At 62.1% G+C, this 24,291-nt stretch carries 19 protein-coding genes; 12 read left to right on the forward strand and 7 right to left on the reverse strand.

The window, feature by feature from the left end:
* Positions 1–51 precede the first annotated feature (51 nt).
* The gene (locus U5O12_RS14695) at positions 52–1,017 is read right to left on the reverse strand and encodes a LysR family transcriptional regulator (RefSeq protein ID WP_322579360.1); all 966 of its coding nucleotides are present in this window, start codon (positions 1,015–1,017) and stop codon (positions 52–54) included.
* Positions 1,018–1,065: 48 nt separating this feature from the next.
* Between U5O12_RS14695 and U5O12_RS14700 the strand changes: the two genes are divergently transcribed.
* The gene (locus U5O12_RS14700) at positions 1,066–2,070 is read left to right on the forward strand and encodes a serine aminopeptidase domain-containing protein (protein WP_322579361.1); all 1,005 of its coding nucleotides are present in this window, start codon (positions 1,066–1,068) and stop codon (positions 2,068–2,070) included.
* A 231-nt stretch (positions 2,071–2,301) separates the two neighbouring features.
* Positions 2,302–3,234, forward strand: a complete 933-nt coding sequence (locus tag U5O12_RS14705) for a LysR family transcriptional regulator (protein ID WP_322579362.1) — start codon at positions 2,302–2,304, stop codon at positions 3,232–3,234.
* Positions 3,235–3,301: 67 nt separating this feature from the next.
* Here U5O12_RS14705 and U5O12_RS14710 read toward each other — a convergent pair whose 3' ends face one another.
* The gene (locus tag U5O12_RS14710) at positions 3,302–4,477 is read right to left on the reverse strand and encodes an FAD-dependent monooxygenase (RefSeq protein WP_322579363.1); all 1,176 of its coding nucleotides are present in this window, start codon (positions 4,475–4,477) and stop codon (positions 3,302–3,304) included.
* 86 nt (positions 4,478–4,563) lie between these two features.
* On the opposite strand from U5O12_RS14710, the gene U5O12_RS14715 reads away from it, so the two are divergent.
* From U5O12_RS14715 to U5O12_RS21230, 4 genes are all read left to right on the forward strand, one after another.
* Entirely contained in the window at positions 4,564–6,033 is a 1,470-nt protein-coding gene (locus tag U5O12_RS14715; RefSeq protein WP_322579364.1) for a sensor domain-containing diguanylate cyclase, read from the forward strand.
* Between the two features lie 65 nt (positions 6,034–6,098).
* Positions 6,099–6,761 carry a cation transporter gene (locus U5O12_RS14720; RefSeq protein WP_322579365.1) on the forward strand — a complete coding sequence of 221 codons (663 nt, stop codon included), beginning with the start codon at positions 6,099–6,101 and terminating at the stop codon, positions 6,759–6,761.
* Between the two features lie 204 nt (positions 6,762–6,965).
* A complete protein-coding gene (locus tag U5O12_RS14725) occupies positions 6,966–8,411 on the forward strand; it encodes an IS1182 family transposase (RefSeq protein ID WP_322576666.1) in 1,446 nt (481 codons plus the stop codon).
* Positions 8,412–9,104: 693 nt separating this feature from the next.
* Positions 9,105–9,392 carry a DUF2695 domain-containing protein gene (locus U5O12_RS21230; protein WP_416221499.1) on the forward strand — a complete coding sequence of 96 codons (288 nt, stop codon included), beginning with the start codon at positions 9,105–9,107 and terminating at the stop codon, positions 9,390–9,392.
* A 258-nt stretch (positions 9,393–9,650) separates the two neighbouring features.
* Here U5O12_RS21230 and U5O12_RS14730 read toward each other — a convergent pair whose 3' ends face one another.
* A complete protein-coding gene (locus U5O12_RS14730) occupies positions 9,651–11,096 on the reverse strand; it encodes an IS1182 family transposase (protein ID WP_322576666.1) in 1,446 nt (481 codons plus the stop codon).
* A gap of 120 nt (positions 11,097–11,216) precedes the next feature.
* Positions 11,217–11,861, reverse strand: a complete 645-nt coding sequence (locus U5O12_RS14735; RefSeq protein ID WP_322579366.1) for an NAD(P)-dependent oxidoreductase — start codon at positions 11,859–11,861, stop codon at positions 11,217–11,219.
* Positions 11,862–11,984: 123 nt separating this feature from the next.
* Here U5O12_RS14735 and U5O12_RS14740 point away from each other — a divergent pair, with 123 nt between their 5' ends.
* Complete coding sequence (locus U5O12_RS14740; protein WP_322579367.1) at positions 11,985–12,878, forward strand: LysR family transcriptional regulator; 894 nt, start codon at positions 11,985–11,987, stop codon at positions 12,876–12,878.
* A gap of 18 nt (positions 12,879–12,896) precedes the next feature.
* Here U5O12_RS14740 and acnA read toward each other — a convergent pair whose 3' ends face one another.
* Together acnA and U5O12_RS14750 are read right to left on the reverse strand one after the other, a co-directional pair.
* Complete coding sequence (acnA, locus tag U5O12_RS14745; protein ID WP_322579368.1) at positions 12,897–15,698, reverse strand: aconitate hydratase AcnA; 2,802 nt, start codon at positions 15,696–15,698, stop codon at positions 12,897–12,899.
* 555 nt (positions 15,699–16,253) lie between these two features.
* Positions 16,254–17,582, reverse strand: a complete 1,329-nt coding sequence (locus U5O12_RS14750) for an NAD(P)/FAD-dependent oxidoreductase (protein ID WP_322579369.1) — start codon at positions 17,580–17,582, stop codon at positions 16,254–16,256.
* A 104-nt stretch (positions 17,583–17,686) separates the two neighbouring features.
* Here U5O12_RS14750 and U5O12_RS14755 point away from each other — a divergent pair, with 104 nt between their 5' ends.
* The 5 genes from U5O12_RS14755 (at position 17,687) to U5O12_RS14775 (ending at position 23,279) form a co-directional block, all read left to right on the forward strand.
* Positions 17,687–17,956, forward strand: a complete 270-nt coding sequence (locus U5O12_RS14755) for a hypothetical protein (protein WP_322579370.1) — start codon at positions 17,687–17,689, stop codon at positions 17,954–17,956.
* Positions 17,956–19,899: a molybdopterin-dependent oxidoreductase gene (locus tag U5O12_RS14760; RefSeq protein ID WP_322579474.1), complete on the forward strand. Its 1,944-nt coding sequence runs from the start codon at positions 17,956–17,958 to the stop codon at positions 19,897–19,899. Before U5O12_RS14755 ends, U5O12_RS14760 begins: the two co-directional genes overlap by 1 nt.
* Positions 19,900–20,063: 164 nt before the next feature.
* Complete coding sequence (locus tag U5O12_RS14765) at positions 20,064–21,233, forward strand: IS4 family transposase (protein WP_322576703.1); 1,170 nt, start codon at positions 20,064–20,066, stop codon at positions 21,231–21,233.
* Between the two features lie 136 nt (positions 21,234–21,369).
* A complete protein-coding gene (locus U5O12_RS14770) occupies positions 21,370–22,566 on the forward strand; it encodes a sensor domain-containing diguanylate cyclase (protein ID WP_322579371.1) in 1,197 nt (398 codons plus the stop codon).
* A gap of 8 nt (positions 22,567–22,574) precedes the next feature.
* On the forward strand, positions 22,575–23,279 hold the full coding sequence (locus U5O12_RS14775) for a hypothetical protein (protein WP_322579372.1): 705 nt from the start codon (positions 22,575–22,577) through the stop codon (positions 23,277–23,279).
* A 210-nt stretch (positions 23,280–23,489) separates the two neighbouring features.
* Here U5O12_RS14775 and U5O12_RS14780 read toward each other — a convergent pair whose 3' ends face one another.
* Positions 23,490–24,116, reverse strand: coding sequence for a TetR family transcriptional regulator (locus U5O12_RS14780; protein WP_322579373.1), 627 nt, complete (start codon positions 24,114–24,116; stop codon positions 23,490–23,492).
* Positions 24,117–24,291: the final 175 nt, after the last annotated feature.

Consider the following 24,291-nt stretch of genomic DNA (forward strand, 5'->3'; position numbering starts at 1 on the left):
GTCCCTAGCGCCCGTGGATATTGCGCGAGCAGCTTCTGTTTTGATAGCAGTTTAGGCGTGAGTGGCTGGCGCCTGCTCTTGCACAAACTTGGCAAACGCCCGCGCCACGGCGCTGAGTTGGGGGCGCGGCAGGGTCAGCAGTTGCACGGTGTTGCCCTGGCGGATATCCAAGTCCCAGTCGGGCAGCAGCTCCACCAAGCGCCCCGCTGCCAGAGCGTCCTGCACACAGTAGCTGGGTGCCAGCACTACACCCATGCCACCCTCGGCCAGGCGCATCAGCACCGCGAGGTCATCGCTCTGGCCGGCTGCCGGTGCGCGCGCGCAGAGGACCGCATCAGTGCCATCGCGGCGCACCCAGCGCATTTCCGGGTTCATGGACACTGGTCCCAACAGCAACAGCGGGGCCGGCGCCAGTTCTTCAGGGTGCACCATGGGCGCCCACTGGCCGGGTGCGCAAAACGCGCCAACGTGGAATTGCAAATAGGGCCGCGCTACCCAATCGGGCGGTGGCTTGCGCGTGACACGAAAGGCAATGTCCACCCCTTCGCGCTGCAGGTCCACCCGCCGGTCTGACAGGATGAGGTCGTAGTTCACCCCCGGGTGCAAGGCGCGGAACTTCAGCAACAAGGGCGGCAGCACCGTGGTACCAAAGCTGGGCAGCGAGGTAATGCGCAAGCTGCCGGCCAGACCGGCATGCACCGAGGTGAGCGTGCCGCGCGCTTGCGCCACTGCGTCCAGCACGGCCATGGCATGGGGCAACAAGCGGCGGCCCGTCGCTGTCAACGTCAGCGAACGGGTGGTGCGCAGAAACAGCGTTTGCCCGGTGCGTTGCTCCATGTAGGCAATACGCCGGCTGACGGCGGCACGGGTCTGCCCCACCTGCTGCGCTGCCAATGAAAAACTGCCAGCGCGGGCCACACGAGCGAACAGCTCCAGGGCATCCGCATCCAGGGCGGTGGTGAGTGCGGCGCGGGGAATGGCGGGTTTCTTTGTTTCCATAACGTTGACAGAGTGCATGCAGCGTGCAGTCTAGTCAAGCACCGCCAAAGCACGGACGATGGCGCCATGACCTCGACCAACACCCAAGACATGGCGTCACGCTGGCTGCCCGGCACCAACATGACGCCCGCCATGCAGCACCTGACGCAAGCCTTTGAAAGCCCGCCAGGCGCCGACCAGAGCGAGCTGGACCTGTGCCTCACCACGCAAGATGGCAGCCAACTCTGGGCAACGGTGTTTGAACCCCGCACATCCGCCCGCGCCGTGGCGCTGGTGGCGCCGGCCACCGCGGTGCCGCGCCACTACTACCGGGCCTTCGCCCGCTGGCTCAGCACGCGCGGCTATGCCGTCCTCACGCTGGACTACCGCGGCATTGGCGAATCACGCTTGGCCGCGCAGCCAGCCCGCAGCATCAGCATGCGCGACTGGATGCAGCAGGACCTGCAGGCCGCGCTGGCCGCCGTGCAGCACCGCGCCCGTGCGAACTCCGGCGCACCGCTGGCCACGCTGTGGGTCGGCCATTCGCTGGGCGGGCATGCGCTGGCGCAGTGCCAGGGGTTGGAGGACATTGACGCCGCGATTGGTGTGGCCGCCCAGCTCCCCTTCTGGCGCCTGTGGCCGCGCTGGCACCAGCGCATGGGCGCCCTGCTGTTCTTCGGGCTCTGGCTGCCGCTGTGTGTGCGCCTGTTTGGCCGTTTGCCAGGCTGGGCTCTGGGCGGGGGCGAAGAGCTGCCCGCTGCAGCAGCGCTGGACTGGAGCCGCTGGGGCATGACGCCGGGTTACTTCACCAGTGACCCCACGGTTGAGATCACGGCCCACCGCTGGACGGGCACCGCCCACCTCTGGGCCATCAGCGACGACAAGGTGTTTGGCCCGCGCCGTGTGGTGGAGGCACTGCAGCAGGCCTTTGCCAATGCGCCCGGTGTGGCGGAGCTACGCCACGTGACACCGGCCGACCTGGGCGTGCCACGCATTGGCCACTTTGGCCCGTTTCGCCGCACGATCGGTGAACGCCTGTGGCCGCGGCTGCTGGACGACATTGAAACTGCCGTGCCCCAGCTCAAGGGCTGAGCCCCGCAGGCCTGCAACCCACCACCAACACCCCGGGTACGGAGTGTCCCTGCCGCCTGCAAGCGCCGGGTCTGGCTGGCTCTCTGGCGGGTAGCCCGAGAGTGCGAAACAGCAGAGTGGGTGGAGCGATTAAACGGTGCGGCCATCCATCTGTCCAATATGCATTGCATATAAAAGCATCTTGATTCCAGATGGATAGGCTAGGATGTTGGCCTACTCTGCCCGCCCGCCATGGAACTGCGCCAACTCCGTTACTTTCTTGCCATTGCCGACAGCGGCTCGTTTTCCAAGGCGGCGGAGCGCGTGTTCATTGCGCAGTCGGCCCTGAGCCACCAGATGGCGCAGCTGGAGGACGAGCTGGGTGCGCCGCTGTTCCACCGCTCACGCCGCGGTGTGGAGCTGACCGAGGCGGGCAGCCGCTTCCATCCGCATGCGGTGTCCATCCTGCGGCAGGCGGACGAGGCGGTGGCCAGCGCGCGCAGCGACAGTGCGGCGCCCAGCGGCAAGGTGGTGTTTGGCATTCCGCACAGCGTGTCGAACGCGCTGGCGCTGCCGCTGCTGCGCGCCGTGCGCCAGCAGCTGCCCCAGGTGCAGCTGGAGCTGACGGAGGAGCTGACCGGCAACCTCAGCAAGCAGCTGCGCACGGGCCAGATCCAGCTGGCGGTGCTGTTTGACGATGGGCAGCTGTCGGAGTTTGCGAGCACACCGCTGCTCATTGAGCAGCTGTATTTGATCGAGCCCGCGCAAGATGCCAAAAAGCGCAGGGTCAGCATCCCGCTCAAGCAAGCGCTGGCGCTGCCCTTGACCCTGCCGGCCCACCCGCATGGGGTGCGCCCCACCATCGACCACGCCGCCGCGCGCGCCGGGCTGGCGCCCCCGCAGGTGGAGGCAGACATCAGCTCCATCAGCATTCTGCGCACCACCCTGCTGGCCGGGCTGGGGCGCACGCTGCTGCCGCTGATGCCCTTCCAGCACGAAATCGGGAGCGGCCTGCTGCAAGCCACCAAGGTGAGCAGCCCGCCGCTCACGCGCACATTGGCCCTGTGTGCCTCGGGCCATATTCCGGGATCCGGCGCTTCCAAGGCCGTGGAGCGGCTCACCCACGCGCTGGTGCGTGAGCTGTGCAACACAGGCCAGTGGCAAGGCGCCAGCCTGCTGCGCTGAAATCCAAGCCTTTTAGTGCTCTAGCCCCCGTGGATACTGCGCGAGCAGCTATTCAATCAATAGCAAATCAGGCGCGGTAACCGTACAGCCACGGGACATCCAGCAGCCGCGCACCCAGCAGGCGCAGCGAGGTGTCGCGCCCCAGGCGTGCCGGCCCTTGCAGATGGAAGATCTGCCCGTTGCGAATGGCGCGTGCCTGCACACGGGCGTTGCGCTGCCAGCGGGTCTGGGCGTAGTGCGCCAGCGCTGCTGGCACATCGTCGGGCTGGGCCTGCAGCGAGGCCACCAGCTGCTGCGCGTCCTCAATCGCCATGCCCGCGCCCTGCGCCAGATACGGCCGCATGGGGTGGGCCGCGTCGCCCAGCAAGGCAATGCGGCCCTGGGCTTGCTCGGCCGCGCTGGCCATGGGCGGGCGGTCGTACAGGGGCCACAGGCGCCAGTCGTCTATTGCGTGGATCAGGTCCAGCAGCGGCGCCTGGGCGTTGGCCAAGCGGGCGCGCAGTTCGGCCGCGTTGGCACTGTGGTCCCAGGACTGCGGGTCGCCCGGGGTGTGGCCTTGCACGATGGCCACCACATTGAGCCATGCCCCGCCGCGCACCGGGTACTGCACGGCATGGAATTTGGGCCCCAGCCAGGCGGTCACCACCTGGCTGCGCAGCATGGCGGGCAAAGTGTCCTGGCGCACCAGAGCCCGAAACGCCAAGTGGCCGGTGGCACGCGGCTGCGCCTGCGGCAACAGGTGTTGGCGCACCCGACTCCAGAGGCCGTCGGCCCCTACCAGCAAGGGCGTCTGCAACGGCTCAGCCGCTGCCGTGTGCAGGTGCACCACATCCCCCTGTGGCTGCACCTGGGTCAGCGTGGTGGCAAGCTGCAAGTCCACCGGGTGGGTTTGCACCGCTTGCAGCAGCAGCGCATGCAGGTCGGCCCGCGCCACCGTGGCGTAGGGAGCGCCGTACTGGGCCACGGCGCGCTCGCCCAGCGGCAGCACGCCCAGCGTCTGGGCGCTCAAAGCGTTGCGCACCTCCAGTTGGGCCGGAAATGCGGCCACCCGGGCCAGCGCATCGCCCAAGCCCCAGCCCTGCAACACACGCACCACGTTAGGGCCCAGCTGGATGCCCGCCCCCACCTCGCCAAAGGCAGCTGCCTGCTCCAGCAGGCGCACCGGCAAGCCCGCACGGGCAGCCGCCAACGCACCGGCAAACCCGCCAATCCCGCCACCCACAATCACCATCGATTTGTCCATGGGGCCATTGTCCATGCCCTGCACGGGGCCTGGCATTGACCTTGCGCAGCTACACTGCTTGTGCACACTTCTTTTGCCCCCCCACCATGACTGCTGCCACCGACTTTGAACTGCTGTTTGAATCCGCCCCCATCTCTTTGTGGCTGGAGGACTACAGCGCACTGAAAGACCTGTTTGACACCTGGCGCGCCCAGGGGGTGAGCGACCTGGAAGCCCATTTGCGCGCAGACCCGGCCCGCGCGGCCCAGTGCTCGCAGTGCTACAAGGTGCTGCAGGTCAACCAGCAGACCCTGCGCCTGTTTGGCGCGCAGAGCCAGGACGAACTGATCGCCCGCCTGCCGGAGGTGTTTCGGGGTGACATGTTCGAGCCCATGGTGCACGAGTTGGTCCAGCTGTGGAATGGCCAGCTCGAGTTCAGCAACCAATCGGTCAATTACGGGCTGGACGGGCGGCGCATTGACGTGCAGATCCATATGCGCATCTTGCCCGGTCACGAGGAGCGCTGGGACCGCGTGATGGTCTCGCTGCAAGACACGACCACCCACACCCAGGCCCGCCAGCAGCTGGAGCGCAGCGAGCAGCACGCGCGCAACCTGTTTGACCTGTCCCCCGTGTCGCTGTGGGTGGAGGACTTCAGCGGTGTGAAGCAGCTGATGGACGAGGTGCGCCACTCGGGTGTGCAGGATTTTCGGGTGTTCCTGAGCGTGCACCCCGACTTTGTGGGCCGCTGCATGGAGCAGATCCGCGTGCGCGATGTGAACCAGCACACGCTGGACATGTTTGCCGCCACCGACCGTGCCGACCTGCTCAGCAAGCTGGACCTGGTGTTCAAGGGCGAGATGAACGCCTCGTTCGCCGACCAGCTGCTGGACCTGTGGAATGGCAAAACCATGCAAACCCGTGAGGTCATCAACTACTCGCTGAGCGGTGAGCTGATGAACATCCACATGCAGTTTGCAGTGATGCCCGGGCACGAGGCCCACTGGGACATGGTGCTGGTGTCGCTGGTGGACATAACCGCGCGCAAGAAGGCGGAGGCCTACCTGGAGTACCTGGGCAAACACGACGCACTGACGCGCCTGCGCAACCGCGCCTTCTATGTGGAAGAGCTCAACCGCATCTCGCGCAAAGGGCCCTGGCCGCTGGCCATTGTGGCCATGGACCTCAATGGCCTGAAGGTGGTGAACGACACCCAGGGCCACGCTGCGGGCGACGCCCTGCTGCGCCGTGCGGGCGAGGTGCTGGCCAAGGCCGCTGGCGACCAGCAGCCGCTGTGCATGGCGCGCATTGGGGGCGACGAGTTTGTGGCGCTGATGCCCGGCTGCGACGAACGCGCCGCGCAAGGCCTGCGCGAGCGCATCGAATCCATCCTGGACCTGAACAACCAGTTCTACCCCGGCCAAAAACTCAGCCTGGCCATCGGCACCGCCTCCTGCCATAGCGCGGCCGAGGTGGAGCCAGCCATCCACGCAGCCGACCAGGCCATGTTTGAGGCCAAGACGCGTTACTACGAAGAGGCCCAACTGGAACGCCGCCGCGGCAGAAACACCCTCTGAGCAAATAGGGTTTGACTCTGTAGCGGCTTCAGGGTTTCCAATGCAGGCACCAACCAGGAAACACCATGAGCCAACACTGCTGCGAACACGACACCCCGGCCGCCCACACCCTGCAAAACCCTGCGCGCTACCGCCGCATTTTGTGGATCGCGCTGCTCATCAACGCTGCCATGTTTGGCGTGGAGCTGCTGGCCGGCTGGCGCTCCGGCTCCTTGTCCCTGTTGGCCGATGCCATTGACTTTGCTGGCGACGCACTGAACTACGGCGTCTCGCTGGCGGTTCTGTCTGCCGCGCTGGCCTGGCGTGCACGCGCGGCGCTGCTCAAGTCGGTCAGCATGATGGGCTTTGGCCTGCTGGTGCTGGGCCGCGCGGCCTGGAGCTTGTGGCAAGGCAACGTGCCCGATGCCACCACCATGGGCGTGGTGGGCTTTCTGGCACTGGCTGCCAACGTGGCGGTGGCCTGGATGCTCTACGCCTTCCGCGAGGGCGATGCCAATATGCGCAGCGTCTGGCTATGCTCCCGCAACGACGCCATCGGCAACATCGCCGTGATGCTGGCCGCCCTGGGCGTGCTGGGCACCGGCAGCGGCTGGCCCGACCTCTTGGTAGCAGTCGGCATGGCCGCGCTGGCACTGCAGGGTGGCTGGCAGGTGTGGCGGCAAGCGCGGGGCGAGCTGGCGCAAACGGGCCAAGGTGGGGACAATGATCACCATGGGCATGCGCACTAGCCTCGCACTGGCTTTAGCAAGGGCATCACGCGCGAACCTGACCTCAATGCATTGCCATCTGGCAAGTGGTATCTAACAGGCAGCTGATTTTGGCTGCAGTCATTGATTGGAATGAACCTCAGCTTTGGGCCGAGGCTGTGTGAAAACCCTTTGAATCTGGCGCAGTGTTTGCTATGACCTATCAAGCTGTTTGGAGGTTTGAGTATGTCCAGATTCATTGTGGGAGAAGACAGGCATCAAGTGACTTTGTTGCCAGAGTGCCTGGACGACTTCATCACTGAAGACAACACGGTCCGGGTGGTCGATGCCTTCGTCAGTGAGCTGGACATGAACGCTCTGGGCTTTGAAGGTGCCAATCCAGCTGCAACGGGACGTCCGGCCTATCATCCTGCTGTCATGTTGAAGCTCTACCTCTATGGGTATCTCAACCGTATTCAATCCAGTCGGCGCTTGGAGCGTGAATGCCAGCGCAACGTGGAGCTCATGTGGCTCACAGGCAGGCTTGCCCCAGACTTCAAAACCATTGCAGACTTTCGCCGTGCCAACAGCACTGGCATCCGCAACGTATGCCGTCGCTTCGTCATGCTGTGCCGCGACCTCAAACTCTTCAGCCAGGCAGTAGTAGCCATCGATGGCAGCAAGTTCAAGGCAGTTAACTCGCGTGATTGCAACTTCACCACCGGAAAGATCGACAAGCGCCAGGAGCAGATTGAAGAAAGCATCCAACGCTATCTGAGTGCACTGGAGACCGCCGATCGCACACAGACTGTTGAGCTTGAAGCCAAGACTTTGCGTTTGACAGACAAAATTGCACGGTTGCGCCAGCAAATGCGTGAGCTCGACGCAATCAAAGAACAGCTCAAGACGCAGCCCGACGGTCAAATATCTAGGACCGATCCCGATGCACGGTCCATGGCCACCAGTGGCAAGGGATCGGGTATGGTGGCCTACAACGTACAGGTGGCTGTGGACGCCAAACACCATCTGATCGTCGCGCATGAAGTCACCAATGCGGGTAGTGATAGAGCCCAACTCAGTCCCATGGCGCAAGCTGCGCGTGAAGCTATGGGTAAGAAGAGGTTGCGCGCAATCGCAGACCGTGGCTACTTTAGTGGTCCGCAAATCAAGGCATGTGCCGATGCAGGTATTGATGCAGTCCTTCCCAAGCCCACGACATCGAACGCCAAGGCCGAAGGTCGCTTCGACAAGGCAGACTTCATCTACATCAAGAAAGATGACGAATACGAGTGTCCTGCCGGACAACGGGCGAAGTTCAGAATGGCCAGAGATGAGCGCGGAATGATGACTCGCCGCTACTGGAGCAGCGCCTGCCCCCAATGCCCATTGAAGTCGCAATGCACACCCAGCGGCAATCGGCGAATCTCCCGCTGGGAACATGAGGATGTGTTGGAGGCTGTGCAACGTCGCCTTGATCGTTCTCCTGACTCCATGACCGTCAGACGACGAACCGTTGAGCATGTGTTCGGCACGCTCAAGAGCTGGATGGGCTACACGCACTTCCTCACCAAGCGGCTGCCCAACGTCAGCGCAGAGATGGGCTTGAATGTACTGGCGTACAACTTCAAGCGTGTGTTGAGTATCTTGGGCTTTGAGGGAATGATGAAGGCGATGAAACTGGCAGGGGCATGAGTCCTTTGTTGGAGTTTGCTGCTTCATATGGGGCCCCAGGAGCGCCATAAGACCGCTCAAGCGGCATCGGTACGGTGTTCATCGCGCAAACCTGTTGGGTTAACGCAAAGCAGCTCCTTCCTGGACGCCAACATGAGTTTCCACACAGCCTCGGCCAGTTGCGGACACTCGACTTCTTTGCCGAAAGCGGACACTGAATCCCCCGTTTGGGGATATGCCCATGCCAGTTGACTGGGCAAAATGGCGCGTTTGGTTTGCTCTATTTCTCAGATTTTTTATAACTGCACAAAAAGACAGTACATTCCTTGCAAAGCTAGACGGCAAGCGGAATTCAGGAGGATTCAATGGTCAGAATATCGAGCACGCGCCAGTTTAGAGAGCAGGTTTTGCTCTATACATTACGTTCCGTTCACGGCTAAAACAGTGGCGCTAGCGCATGAACTGGGTATTTATACAGCGCTCGTTTTCTGGTAGCGTGCATAGCTGCGTCACAGCGCGCGGACAAAAGCAAGCTTTTCGTACGGACGCAGTGCCACAGCTATGTGAGCTGATGACCAAAAAGGTACGTTGTTGGATGGGCCAAGTGAAGCGCCAAAAGGTGTTGTTGGCCGAAACGGAACAGGTCAACCGTACGGACACTCGCTTCGCGAGTGCCGCACATTTCCAACGTTGGACTGCAAAGGGTGATGTTTGATGCACGCGAGTGACCAAGACAAGAAAAGGGAGTGGAAGCTGCAGCAACGCCAGCATGCACAAGCCGCATTTCCAATTTCCAGTTCGCTCCTTGAATCGCTATTTGAAGCAGTCGACGCCTGTGTCGAAGAATCTGGGTGCAATCACTCATTGCGTTTCACGATGCAGTGGATTGCAGAGCACAAGCAACCGGAGAAACCTATTCTTGGTTGGTTGGCGGAGCATGGGGGTGTTTGCGACTGTGAAGTTGTAGCCAATGCCGCCGACCACTGGGAGCAGAATCGATGATGCTCAATTGCCGTCCAACAGGTCGTTCCACACGGACGCCTGTCGGCGCCCGTGAACTTCGACGTTAAACGTCCGCTTTTTCATCCCTAAGTGACCGCTTTGGGTCGAGGCTGTGTGGAAACTCATGTTGGCGTCCAGGAAGGAGCTGCTTTGCGTTAACCCAACAGGTTTGCGCGATGAACACCGTACCGATGCCGCTTGAGCGGTCTTATGGCGCTCCTGGGGCCCCATATGAAGCAGCAAACTCCAACAAAGGACTCATGCCCCTGCCAGTTTCATCGCCTTCATCATTCCCTCAAAGCCCAAGATACTCAACACACGCTTGAAGTTGTACGCCAGTACATTCAAGCCCATCTCTGCGCTGACGTTGGGCAGCCGCTTGGTGAGGAAGTGCGTGTAGCCCATCCAGCTCTTGAGCGTGCCGAACACATGCTCAACGGTTCGTCGTCTGACGGTCATGGAGTCAGGAGAACGATCAAGGCGACGTTGCACAGCCTCCAACACATCCTCATGTTCCCAGCGGGAGATTCGCCGATTGCCGCTGGGTGTGCATTGCGACTTCAATGGGCATTGGGGGCAGGCGCTGCTCCAGTAGCGGCGAGTCATCATTCCGCGCTCATCTCTGGCCATTCTGAACTTCGCCCGTTGTCCGGCAGGACACTCGTATTCGTCATCTTTCTTGATGTAGATGAAGTCTGCCTTGTCGAAGCGACCTTCGGCCTTGGCGTTCGATGTCGTGGGCTTGGGAAGGACTGCATCAATACCTGCATCGGCACATGCCTTGATTTGCGGACCACTAAAGTAGCCACGGTCTGCGATTGCGCGCAACCTCTTCTTACCCATAGCTTCACGCGCAGCTTGCGCCATGGGACTGAGTTGGGCTCTATCACTACCCGCATTGGTGACTTCATGCGCGACGATCAGATGGTGTTTGGCGTCCACAGCCACCTGTACGTTGTAGGCCACCATACCCGATCCCTTGCCACTGGTGGCCATGGACCGTGCATCGGGATCGGTCCTAGATATTTGACCGTCGGGCTGCGTCTTGAGCTGTTCTTTGATTGCGTCGAGCTCACGCATTTGCTGGCGCAACCGTGCAATTTTGTCTGTCAAACGCAAAGTCTTGGCTTCAAGCTCAACAGTCTGTGTGCGATCGGCGGTCTCCAGTGCACTCAGATAGCGTTGGATGCTTTCTTCAATCTGCTCCTGGCGCTTGTCGATCTTTCCGGTGGTGAAGTTGCAATCACGCGAGTTAACTGCCTTGAACTTGCTGCCATCGATGGCTACTACTGCCTGGCTGAAGAGTTTGAGGTCGCGGCACAGCATGACGAAGCGACGGCATACGTTGCGGATGCCAGTGCTGTTGGCACGGCGAAAGTCTGCAATGGTTTTGAAGTCTGGGGCAAGCCTGCCTGTGAGCCACATGAGCTCCACGTTGCGCTGGCATTCACGCTCCAAGCGCCGACTGGATTGAATACGGTTGAGATACCCATAGAGGTAGAGCTTCAACATGACAGCAGGATGATAGGCCGGACGTCCCGTTGCAGCTGGATTGGCACCTTCAAAGCCCAGAGCGTTCATGTCCAGCTCACTGACGAAGGCATCGACCACCCGGACCGTGTTGTCTTCAGTGATGAAGTCGTCCAGGCACTCTGGCAACAAAGTCACTTGATGCCTGTCTTCTCCCACAATGAATCTGGACATACTCAAACCTCCAAACAGCTTGATAGGTCATAGCAAACACTGCGCCAGATTCAAAGGGTTTTCACACAGCCTCGGTCGATTGCTGGCTTGAAATGAAGAAGAGGGCCGAAGCCCCTCTTCTTAGTTCGCCACCGTAAAGCGCTTCTGAATGTGCTGGGGCTTCTCGATTTCATCGACGATGGCCACGGCCATGTCTTGCACCGAGATGCTGCCGGGCGCGCCGCCCTCGGCCCACAGGGGGGCGTCGGCGCCCACGCGGTACTGGCCGGTGCGCACACCGGGGTTCAGCAGGATGGCGGGGGACAGGAAGGTCCAGTCCAACGTGGTTTCCTTGTAGATCAGGTTCAGTGCGTCGCGCGCGGCGCCAGCGGCCACCTTGTATTCGGCGGGGAACTCGGGGGTATCTACCAGCTGCACGCCCGGCGCCACAAACAGGCTACCTGCGCCGCCCACCATCAAGAAACGCTTCACGCCTGATTGCTTCACGCCTTCAAAGATGGCGCGGGTGGCCTGCAAGAAGATTTCGGCAATTTTGGGTTCGGTCCAACCGGGGTTGTAGGCGCTGACGACGGCATCGTGGCCGGCGGCGGCTTGGGCCACTTGGGCGGCGTCCAGCGCATCGGCCTGCACCACGGTCAGGCCAGGCTGAGCCGCCAGCTTGCCAGGGTTGCGGGCCAGCACAGTGACCTGGTGGCCGCGGGTCAAGAACTCGGCCAACAGGGGGGTACCGACAAAACCGGTGGCGCCAATGAGAGCGATTTTCATAAAAAACTCCTGTGTCTGTGGTGCAAAAGAAGAAGCCACTAGTGTGATTACTTCACCAAAATCTGAATAGACGGTAAATTTCGCTTTGACTGTGAAGTAAAACTAACAAAGAAAAGGAACCCCATGGACCAGCTCAAGCGCATGGCGGTATTTGCCGAGGTGGTGGCTGCGGGCAGCCTGAGCGGCGCGGCGCGCCAGCTGGGCATGACGCCCTCGGCCGTGAGCCAGCACCTGCGCCAACTGGAAGACGCGCTGGGCCTGGCGCTGCTGCACCGCTCGACCCGCAAGCTCACGCTGACCGAGGCCGGGGCCCGCTATGTGGAGGGCTGCACCGCCATGGTGGCCGCCGCCCGCGCCGCCAACCAGGCGCTGGAGCACCACCGCGACGAGCCCGAGGGCGAGCTGCGCATTGCCGCACCGATTGGCTTTGGCAGCGTGTTGGCCACCGCACTGGCACCGCTACGCAACTTCCCCAAGCTGAGCCTGCACTTGCTGATGGACGATGCGCTGGTGGATGTGATTGGCGAGCGGGTGGACATTGCGGTGCGTGTGGCCACCCTGCAAGACTCCAGCCTGGTGGCGCGCAAGCTGGGCACGCTGCGGGCGCAGCTGTGTGCATCGCCCGCCTACCTGGCCGCACGCGGCTGGCCCCAGCTCCCGGCCGACCTGGCCCGGCACGACTGGCTGGGTGGCCGCCCACATTCGGCCGCGCACGAGGTGCTGCAGCTGCATAGCAACGACGGGCAGGTGGCGCGGGTGGAGGTCACCTCTCGCGCATCGGCCACGCAGGTCACCGCCTTGCATGCCTTGTGTGTGGCGGGCTGGGGCATCAGCATTGTGCTGAGCGACGATGACCGCCGAGCCCTGGCCGATGGCCGCCTGGTGCCGGTGCTGCCGGACTGGCGCCCACCCGACTACGACGCCTATGCCATCACCGTGCGCCGGGGCGAACAGCCCGCCAAGGTGCGCCATGCGCTGGACCTGCTGGTCCAGCACTTTGCAACCCTGACGGTGTAGCGGCGGCGCCTTGCCCTTTCAGGCCAGCAGCTGGCGCAGCACAAAGGGCAAGATGCCGCCGGCGCGGTAGTAGTCCACCTCGATCGGGGTGTCGATGCGCAGCAGCAGCGTGTACTTGGTTTGCGAGCCATCGGCACGCGTCACCACCAGCTGCGCATCACTTTGCGGGGTCAGGTTGGCATCGGGAATGATGTCAATCGTCTCGCTGCCCGTCAGGCCCAGGCTGCTCCAGCTGGTGCCGGGCTTGAACTGCAGCGGCAGCACGCCCATGCCCACCAGGTTGGAGCGGTGGATGCGCTCAAAGCTCTGCGCCACCACGGCCTTGATGCCCAACAGCTGCGTGCCCTTGGCCGCCCAGTCCCGGCTGGAGCCGGTGCCGTACTCCTCACCGGCAAACACCACGGTGGGCGTGCCTTCCGCCATGTAGCGGGTGGCGGCATCGAAGATGGCGAGTTTTTCGCCACGGCCTTGGGTGCCCTGGTACAGCGTGACGCCGCCTTCTTCGCGCGCGCCGTCGGCCTTGGCGGGAATCATCAGGTTCTTGATGCGCACGTTGGCAAAGGTGCCGCGCACCATGACCTCGTGGTTGCCACGGCGGGCGCCGTAGCTGTTGAAGTCGGCCTTCTGCACGCCGTTGGCAATGAGCCACTGGCCTGCGGGCGAGCTTTCCTTGATGCTTCCGGCGGGTGAGATGTGGTCGGTGGTGATGGAGTCGCCAAACAGGGCCATGATGCGGGCGCCCCGCACGGTCTCGGCAGACGCAGATTGAGAGCCTTTTTGGCCCTTAGCCCCCGTGGATTCTGCGCGAGAAGCTCCTGAATCCATAGCAAAGTTATCAAAGAACGGTGGCTGCGCGATGTAGGTGCTGGTAGGCCAGGTGTAGGCGGTGCCGCTCACGCCCTTGACCTTGTCCCACAGCTTGCCGGGCTCGGTCTTGACCTTGGCGTAGTTCGCACGGAAGGCCTTGCCCTTCATGGCGAATTTCATGAGCTTGTAGATCTCTTCGCTGCTGGGCCAGATGTCGCCCAGGTACACGTCCTTGCCACCCTTGCCCTGCCCCACCGGTTGGGTCATCAGGTCCTTGGTCACATTGCCGGCAATGGCGTAGGCCACGACCAGCGGCGGGCTGGCCAGGAAGTTGGCCTTGAGGTTGGGGTGGATACGTGCCTCAAAGTTGCGGTTGCCCGACAGCACGGCGGCGCAGACCAAATCGTTTTGGGTGATGACGTCATTGAGCTCGGGTGTCAGGTCGCCCGCATTGCCAATACAGGTAGTGCAGCCGTAGCCCGCCAGCGCAAAGCCCAGCTTCTCCAGGTAGGGCAACAGCCCCGCCTCGGTCAGGTACTCGGTCACGATGCGCGAGCCGGGCGCCAGGCTGGTCTTGATGTGGGGCTGCACCTTGAGCCCCGCCTCCACCGCCTTCTTGGCCAAGAGGCCCGCCGCCAGCAGCACACTGGGGTTGCTGGTGTTGGTGCAGCTGGTGATGGCGGCAATCAGCACGTCGCCGTTCTGCACCAGCAGAGGCAACGGCTCCTTTCCGGGGTAGGTGGCGTCAAGCACATCGGCGCCAGCCTGGAACAAGCGGTCCAGCTTCTCGGCAGGCTGGTTGAAGCCGTTGTCAGCCGCCGGCTTGCTGAACAAGCTGCTGAAAGTGGAAGCGACCTTGCCCAGCTCGATGCGGTCCTGCGGCCGCTTGGGGCCGGCCAGGCTGGGCGTCACGTCGCCCAGGTCCAGCGTCACCACACTGGTGTAGTCCAGCTCGCCTTTGGCTGGCACGCCAAACAGGCCTTGCGCCTTGAAGTAGGCCTCGAAGGCCTCGATCTCGGCCTTGGTGCGGCCGGTACCTTCAAAGTAATCGATGGTCTTCTCGTCCACCGGAAAGAAGCCCATGGTCGCACCGTACTCGGGCGCCATATTGGCAATGGTGGCGCGATCGGGCAGCGCCAGCGTGCGTGTGCCTTCGCCAAAAAACTCGACAAACTTGCCCACCACTTTGTGCTTGCGCAAGATCTCGGTCACGGTGAGCACCAGGTCGGTCGCCGTCACGCCCTCGCGCAGGCGGCCGGTCAGCTCAAAGCCAACCACGTCCGGTGTCAAAAAGTACACCGGCTGGCCCAGCATGGCCGCCTCAGCCTCGATGCCGCCGCAGCCCCAGGCCACCACGCCAATGCCGTTGATCATGGTGGTGTGGCTGTCGGTGCCCACCAGCGAGTCGGGGTAGTACAGGTCTTTGGCTGTCTTGTGTACGCCGCGCGCCAGGTACTCCAGGTTCACCTGGTGCACGATGCCAAAGCCCGGCGGCACCACGCCAAAGGTGTCAAAGGCCTGCATGCCCCACTTCATGAACTCGTAGCGCTCACGGTTGCGCTGGAATTCCAGGCGCATGTTCAGGTCCAGCGAATTCTTCTTGCCGTAGTGGTCCACCATCACCGAGTGGTCCACCACCAGGTCCACCGGGACCAGCGGCTCGATCTTCTTGGGGTTTTTGCCCAGACGCTGGGCCGTGCTGCGCATGGCAGCCAGGTCGGCCAGCAGCGGCACGCCGGTGAAGTCCTGCAGCACCACACGGCTCACCACAAAGGGGATTTCATCGGTGCGCTCGGCCTGGGGCTTCCAATTGGCGAGTTGGGCGACGTGCTCCGCGGTGACCTTCTTGCCATCGCAGTTGCGCAGCACGCTCTCGAGCACGATGCGCAAGGACACCGGGAGGCGGCTGACATTGGGGAACTGCTTGGCCAGGGCCGGCAGGGAATGGAGCTGGCCGCTTTTGCCGGAGGCGGTCTTGAATTTTTTGAGGGTCGAGGCGAAAGCGTGGGGCATGGGACTCTCCTGTTGGGGTTGGGGCACTGTTGCCATTGTGGCGCGGCGGCGTGACGGATGCACGAAGTGGGCCGGGTTAACCGGCTGGGGAGTGCGGGTTCGGGTTGGGCTCTTTTGTCGCGGGGTTGAAGGTTGGTGTGGGCGGAGCGTTTTTTTGAACACCCACTCCCCCAGCCCCTCGCCCCGTCGGCGAGGGGAGCTTTTAACAGCCATATTGTTTGGGGGTGCTCCGGCTACGGGGCCTCAGCAGTAGCGTTGCCACTGGATGGGTGCGCTACGGCCCCAGCCAACGGTTGTAGTTACTGCCAAGATGCTGGTTCCGAGCCACTGGCGGGCGCAGCCGCCAGCCGTGCCGAACAAATACCTCCGAAGTCCCACAACCGCATGCGTTGGCCGTGGCGCGAGCTCACGGTGGCAACCTCCCGACGGTAGCCCGCGTCCGGCAAGACAAAGCAAGATACGGCTGTTAAAAACTCCCCTCGCCGACGGGGCGAGGGGCTGGGGGAGTGGGTGTCAAAAAAAGCGGTCAGCCCAGCAGAAAACACAAAGAAAACCCTAGCTGTCATCCTTCCCCACAACAATCCGCGCATGCCGCTCGAAGGTCCAGTACGACCAGGCCCAGTCAATCATCACCACCAATCGGTTGCGAAAACCAATCAGGAAGAAGACGTGGATGAACAGCCAGAACAGCCAAGCCGGAAAGCCTGTGAAGCGCAGCTGACCCAGCAACGGCACGCCCACATCCGCCACCGCAGCCTTGCGCCCGATGGTGGCCAGATCCCCATAGTTGACGTAGCGGAATGGCAGGCCGACCTCACCCCGCAGGCGGCGCAAGATGTTGGCCGCCGCGGTGCGGCCCATCTGCTTGGCACCCGGTGACACACCGGGCACCGGCGTCGGCTCTTGCCCCGGCACATGGCTCTTGGCGGCGGCCAGGTCGCCCACCACGCTGATCTCCGGGTGGCCAGGCAGGCTCAGGTCGGGCAGCACCTGCACGCGGCCCGCGCGGTCCAGTTCGGCACCGGTGGCGGCAGCCACCACCTTGCCCAGCGGCGATGCGGCCACCCCAGCAGCCCAGACCACTGTGGCGGCGGCAATGCGCTGCGTCTGTCCGCCCTCTTGCAGCGTCACGCCTTGCTCGTCGATCTGTGTCACACGCGCACCGATGCGCACCTCGACACCAATTTTCTCCAGCTGCTGTTTGGCACTCTCGCTCAACGCCTGCGGGTAGTTGCCCAGCACGCGCTGGCCGCCTTCAATCAGCAGCACACGCGCCTTGTGCGACTGGAAGCGGCGGAACTCGCCCTTGAGGGTATGGCGTGCTATCTCCACCATGGTGCCTGCCATCTCCACCCCGGTGGGGCCGCCTCCAATCACCACTGAAGTCAGCAGCGCATCACGTTGTGGCGCGGGCGCATCTGGCGGAAGCCGCTCGGCGGCCTCGTAAGCCATGAGCAGGCGGCGGCGGATGACAAAGGCGTCTTCCAGCGTCTTGAGTCCGGGCGCATGGTCGGCCCAGTCGTCATGGCCAAAGTAGCTGTGGGTTGCGCCGGCTGCCACGATCAGATGGTCATAGGGCAGCACCTGTCCATCGTTGAGAAACACACTCCGGGCCCGGGCGTCCACCCCGGTCACCTCGGCCATCAGCACGGTCACATTGCGCTGCTTGCGGAAGATGCGGCGTATGGGCTCGGCGATGGCCGGTGCCGTGAGCCCGGCGGTGGCCACCTGGTAGAGCAAGGGTTGGAAGAGATGGTGGTTGTGCTTGTCCACCACGGTGATGTCGACATCGGCATGGCGCAAGGCCTTGGTGGCCTCCAGTCCGCCGAAACCACAACCGATGATGACTACGCGCGCCCGCGCGGCAGGGGTCTGGATCGTCATGGGCCCATCCTAGCAGCGCGCTGAAAACCCTGTCGCCTGTGTTATCGACAAGCCCTGCGCGCCATGCGTAAATGCGCCCCAAAACATGACCCGAGAGACACGCCATGACAGAGACCACCCACCACCGCATCTGCCCTTTGTGCGAAGCCTGCTGCGGGCTGGAAATCAAGGTGCAAGACCACAAAGTGATCAGCATCCGCGGGCACGAGGCCGACGTTCTGAGCCGTGGCTACATCTGCCCCAAGGCGGTGGCGCTCAAGGACCTGCATGAAGACCCGGACCGCCTGCGCACACCATTGATCAAGCGCAATGGCAAACACGAGCCACCTGGGAAGAAGCCTTTGCCGAAATCGAGAGGCGCCTGCCGCCTCTGATCGCAGCGCACGGGCGCGACGCCACCGCCATCGCCGTGGGCAACCCTTCTGCCCACAAGATCGGCCTGCTCACCTACTTCGGCAAGCTGGCGCGGGCGATAGGCAGCAAGAATGTGTTTTCCGCCTCCACACTGGACCAGATGCCCAAGCAGCTGGCCAGCGGCCTGATGTTCGGCCACTGGCTCTCCACTGCCCTGCCCGACATCAGCCGCACCGATTTGCTGCTGGTCATCGGCGCCAACCCGCTGGCCAGCAACGGCAGCATGTGGACCGTGCCCGACTTCAAGGGCAAAGCCAAGGCGCTGCAGGCGCGCGGCGGCCAGCTCATCGTGATTGACCCGCGCCGCACCGAGACCTCTGCCATTGCCGACGCCCACCACTTCATCCGCCCCGGGGCCGATGTGTTCCTGCTGGCGGCCATGGTGCACACCCTGTTTGAGGAAAACCTGGTCACGCTGGGCCGCGTGGCGGAATGGGTCCAAGGTGTGGATGCGGTGCGCACAGCCATCACCACCTTCACACCCGAAGCCGTCGCTGCGCGCTGCGGCATGGAGGTCGACACCATCCGCGCCCTGGCGCGCCAGCTGGCCCGCACACCACGCGCCGCCGTGTATGCCCGCATCGGCACCTGCACGCAGGAGTACGGCACGCTGGCGAGCTGGCTGGTAGACGTGCTCAACACGCTGACCGGCCACCTGGACATGGAAGGCGGCATGTTGTTTGCCAAGTCCGCCGCGTTTGCCAGCAACACGGTGGGCAAACCGGGCATCGGCAAGGGCGTGAGCACCGGTCGCCACCATGCCCGCGTGAGCGGCGCGCCCGAGGTGTACGGCGAGCTGCCCATCACCTGCCTGGCCGAAGAAATTGAAACCCCCGGCGAAGGCCAGGTGCGCGCGCTGATTACCGTGGCCACCAACCCCGTGCTCTCCAGCCCTGACGGCCCGCGCCTCTCCGCTGCGCTGGAGCAGCTGGACTTCATGGTCAGCCTGGACATTTACCTGAATGAAACTACGCGCCATGCGGATGTGATCCTGCCTGGCCTCTCGCCACTGGAGGACATGCACTACGACGTGGCCTTTCCGCAGCTGTCCTGGCGCAACCACGCGCGCTACAGCCCGCCCGTGCTGCCCCGGCCCGAAGGCCAGCCCGAGGAATGGCAGACCCTGCTCAAGCTCACCGCCATCGTGCAGGGCCAGGGCGCCCAGCAGGACGCGAACCTCCTGGACGACGAACACTTTGCCGACGATGCCAACCGCTTGTTTGGCCCGCATGCCGCCGCAGTGATTGCCGCCACATCCGGCCTGCGCGGCCCGCAACGGGGCTTGGATGTAGCACTGCGCAGCGGCCCCTATGGCGACCAATTCGGCTTGAAGCCCGAAGGTTTGAACCTGCGAAAGGTGATGGAAGCCAACCCCAGCGGCGGCATCGACCTGGGTGAACTGCAGCCCCGAATCCCCGAAATGCTGCGCACCCCCAGCGGCAAGGTGGAGCTGGCGCCGCCCCTGCTGCTACAAGATTTGCAGCGCGCCGCGCAGGATCTGCGCCGGCCGGCGCCCGATTTGGTCATCATCGGCCGGCGCGATGTGCGCACCAACAACAGCTGGATGCACAACCTGCCCACGCTGGCCAAAGGGCCCTTCCGCTGCACCGCCTTGGTCCACCCCGCTGACGCGGCCCGCCACGGCGTGCGCGACGGCGGCATGGCCACGCTGCGCAATGGGCACCGCAGCGTGCAGGCCCAGGTGCAGATTAGCGACCAGATGATGCCCGGCGTGGTGAGCCTGCCGCACGGCTGGGGCCACCACCTGCCCGGCGCCCAGCTGCGGGTGGCCGCTGAGCGGCCCGGCGCCAACCTCAACGCCCTGCTGGACGACCAGCTGCGCGACCCGCTGTCGGGCAATGCGGTGCTGGGGGGCGTGGCGATTTCGATGGAGGCGGCTTGAGCCGTACCATTTTTATATGAAATATCAGTAGTGTCCCAACGTTCTCACATCAGGACTTCGTAAGTTAATGATTTGCTTGCAGAATTCGACATTCCGGTCTGGTCTCGATTTGAACGTCGAGCGTCAGACTTGTGGCCTTTTGCGCGAGAGCGCGAAGGGCCGGTATGCACCAAGGCAAGCTCGTGTTTTCTCAGCTCATGGCCTATCTGCCCATGAGCACCTTTCGCAGGTGTGTGGCCAAGCATCGGGGCGACCACAAGGTCAAAGATTTCTCGTGCCTGGACCAGTTCTTCGCCATGGCCTTTGCGCAACTGACCTACCGGGAGTCCCTTCGCGATATCGAAGTCAACCTGCGGGCGCAAGCCAATCGGCTTTACCACATGGGCTTTCGCTGCTCTACGATTTCGCGCAACACACTGGCCAATGCGAATGCCACTCGTCCATGGCAGATTTACGCCGACTTTGCCCAACACCTGATTGGCATGGCCAGACCGCTGTATGCCAAGGAGCCACTGGGAATCGACCTGGATGCGGCCGTTTATGCGTTCGACGCCAGCACCATCGACTTGTGTCTGTCGTTGCATCCGTGGGCACCGTTTCGCTCCACCAAGGCCGCTATCAAGCTGCACACCTTGCTGGATCTGCATGGCTCCATCCCCAGCTTCATTCACATCACCGATGGCAAGACCCACGAGGTCAATGTGATGGACGACTTGGTGCTCGAAGCCGGGGCCTTCTACCTGCTGGATCGCGGGTATCTGGACTTCAAAAGGCTGTATGTCATTCATCAGGCCCAGGCCTTCTTCGTGACGCGTGCCAAGAGCAATACCCAGTTCAAGCGGCGCTACTCCAACCCCGTGGACCGCAACACCAGCAACGTCATCTGCGACCAGATCGGCGTGCTCACGGTTTTCTACTCCAGCAAGGATTACCCAGCCGCTTTGCGCAGGGTTGTCGTCAAAGACGAAACCGGCAAGCGCATCACGTTTCTGACCAACAACTTCGCCTTGAAACCCGAACTCATTGCCGACCTGTATCGCCAGCGTTGGAAGGTCGAGTTGTTCTTCAAATGGATCAAGCAGCACTTGCGCATCAAGGCTTTTTTGGGTACCAGCGAGAACGCCGTGAAGACGCAAATTTGGATCGCGGTGTGCACCTACGTGCTGATCGCCATAACAAAGAAACGTCTGCATCTTGAGCATCACAGCCTTTACGAAATCCTACAAATCCTGAGCCTGACCATGTTTGAACAAACCCCAATAAATCAACTACTTACACCACCCTCAGCGGATTCAGATCTGAGTTCCGAGCCTCAACAGCTCGTTCTCCTCTGAAAAACGTTGGGACACTACTGATGAAATATGCCTGCAGATCCCATGGATATTGCGCAAACAGCTCCTAATTAAGTAGCACTATCAGTACAAACACTGACTGCTCCAAGGCCTCCAAAGCGCGTGACATACTTGCACCATGCAGTGGAAATTGGGCTCTCTCTGGAAAGAGTATGGCGTGCTAGCCATGGCTCAGCTGGGAATATTCGCCGTTTGCGTGGTGTCCCTGGCCCGGTTTGGCCGGGCTTGGACTCCCTGGGCGGTGGTGGCATTGCTCAGCCTGTTGCTGCTGAATGTCGGCCTGGTGCTGGTGCACCGGCGCTACGTAGCCCTCAAAGAGTCTTCACGGCGCCTGAAGCTGCTGGCCGAGATGAATGTGCAGGTCAACCGAGAGATCCTTTTGAACGAGGACATCGAGCTGATCTACCGCACCATCCTCAACTACCTGTTCAGTGTCTTCAACCGGGCCAGCACGGGTTCGGTGCTGATTTTGGGAAACGACGGCTACCTGACCTTTGCAGCGTCCCGCGGCTTTACCGAAGAGTTTGTGAACAACTTCCACCTGAAGCTGGAAGACTGCTTTTTGTACCAAGCCACCGGTGGCCGTATTGAGGGCACGCGGCTGATTACCAAAGAGGATTTCCAACGGATTGAAACCGTGTTCAAGCCCGGGGAGTGGGAATACCGCTCTGTCATCAGCGCGCCCCTGTTCATTGGGGAGCGGCTCTTTGGCATTCTGAACCTGGACTCGCCGGTGTCTGGCACGTACAACGCGCAGGACGTGGCCATTGTTGAGCAGTTCCGCACCCAGATCGAGATTGGCCTGCTGGCCCGCGAGCGTTACACCACCAACATCCGGCGCTACCAGGTAGACGCACTCACCGGGCTGTTCACGCGGCGGTATTTTGAAGACCTGTTCAAGGTCGCGCTAGACCGGGCCAAGCGACAGCAGGAGTCGTTTGTGCTGGCGTTGTTTGATGTGGATAACCTCAAAGGCACCAACGACACGCTGGGCCATTTGGCCGGCGACCAGATGCTGCTGGCAATTGCCAATGCCTTGCGCGCTTCGTCCCGCTACTCGGACATCATGGGGCGCTTGGGGGGCGACGAATTTATTGCCTGCTACCACCAGAGCGAGGTGACGGTGATGGACAAACACCTGGCCGACATTCGCACCCGGCTGCGCACCAAGCCCACCTGGCTGGGGGACAAGGAGTGCACCTTGTCGTTCAGCTACGGGCTGGCCACCTTTCCGCAGGACGGTACCACCCAGGACGCCCTCATCGCTATTGCAGACCAGCGGCTCTACGCCATGAAATCCGCCAACACGAAGTGATTTGCACCATGAAGAAGTCTCTCCTTGCTTTCGCCATTCTCCTGCTGCTCCTGATCGTGGGCGGCGCCATCTGGTTGCACGGAAATCTGGATGGTTTGGTGCAGTCCGCCATCTCCAAGTACGGTACGGCCATGACCGGGGCCACGGTCAAAGTCTCTGCCGTCAAACTCAAGGCGGCCAATGGGCACGGCACCCTCAAGGGGCTGCTGGTAGGCAACCCTGCCGGCTTCAAAACGCCCTATGCCGTCAAGGCCGACACCATCGAGCTGGAGGTGGACGTGGCTTCACTGACCAAAGATGTGGTGCTGGTGAAAAAGATCGCCGTGATTGCTCCCGAGGTCATCTATGAAAAAGGCGATGCGATCACCAATGTGGATGCCATCCAGAAGAACATTGCCCAGTACCTGGGCCCCTCCACCAACACCGGGCCGGGCAAGAAGCTGATCGTGCAGGAATTTGTCATTCGCGGCGCCAAGGCCCAGGTCAGTGCCAGCTTTCTGAACGGGCAGACCGTCAGCGTGGCCCTGCCCGACATTGCCTTGCGCGACCTGGGCAAGGCCAAAGGTGGCCTCACGCCGGGTGAGCTAGGGCTGGAGGTTGCCAACGCGCTGGAGAAACGCCTGCTCAGCTCAGTGAACATGGGTGCGTTGGCGAAATCGGTGGGAAGCGCGCTGGACAAAGCGGGCAATGCCATCAAAGACATTTTCAAGTAAAAAATGCCTGTAGCGCCCATAGATATTGCGCAAACAGCTCCTGACTTAATAGCAAAACAAGCCCGCACTGGCCATGGACCGGTACGGGAACATGGTGAGCGCCAACTGGCCGGAACCGCTGCCGTACTGCAGCAGTTTTATAGCCAAATAGATCGCTAGACCCCGTAGATACTGCGCTAATAGCTACCAAATAAATAGCAAAATCTTGCGTCAAGCCGCGCTTGGCGCCCGCAGTCCGGCCAAGTAGGCATCCAGCGTGGCCATGCCTACCAGCTCCAGGTCAAAACCCTGCGGGTCCAACAGCCAGTTGAACTTGAGCCCGCCAATCAGCGCAAACAGGCCCAGCGTGGCGTGGCGAACGTCCATCTCCCGGCGCATATGGCCCTTGTCACGTGCCAGCTGCATCAGGCGGTGCATATCGTCAATACACTCGTTGCGCCCGGTAATGTGGCGCTCGCGCATGCTTTGCAGCTCGTCCACATATTCCACCTTCTGGGTGGCAATCTCGAACACCCGGCGCACCTGCGGGTCATGGGCGATTTGTTGCAAAGCTGAAGCCGTGTTGCGGCGAATCTTGTCCAGCGGGTTTGCTTCGTCCTCTGGCGTGATCTCAGTCATGCGCGCCATCATGGGCAGAGTGACGCGCTCCATCATGGCGTGGAAGAGCTCACCCTTGTTCTCAAAGTGCCAGTAAATGGCGCCGCGAGTCAACCCGGCGTCCTTGGCAATCTCCTGAAGAGACGTGCGCGACACCCCGCGCTGGTGGAACACACGTTCCGCAGCGTCAAGGATCAATTCGCGGGTGGCAAGGGCGTCTTCTTTGGTTTTGCGGGCCATGGTTTGACCTCATAGAAATGTGTGGGAATTGTAGTTTTTCTTAAACATACATTCGTGCATGTATGTATACTAACCCCCATTGCCGCGGTATGGTTGCGTTTTTATTGAGGGTTTGCCCTAGATCAAACCGCTGGCAAGCCCCTCCCCCGATTGCCTCCCCAACCACCTTTGTCAC

The sequence above is a fragment of the Rhodoferax sp. genome (assembly GCF_034519335.1).
GTDB lineage: Bacteria > Pseudomonadota > Gammaproteobacteria > Burkholderiales > Burkholderiaceae_C > Allorhodoferax.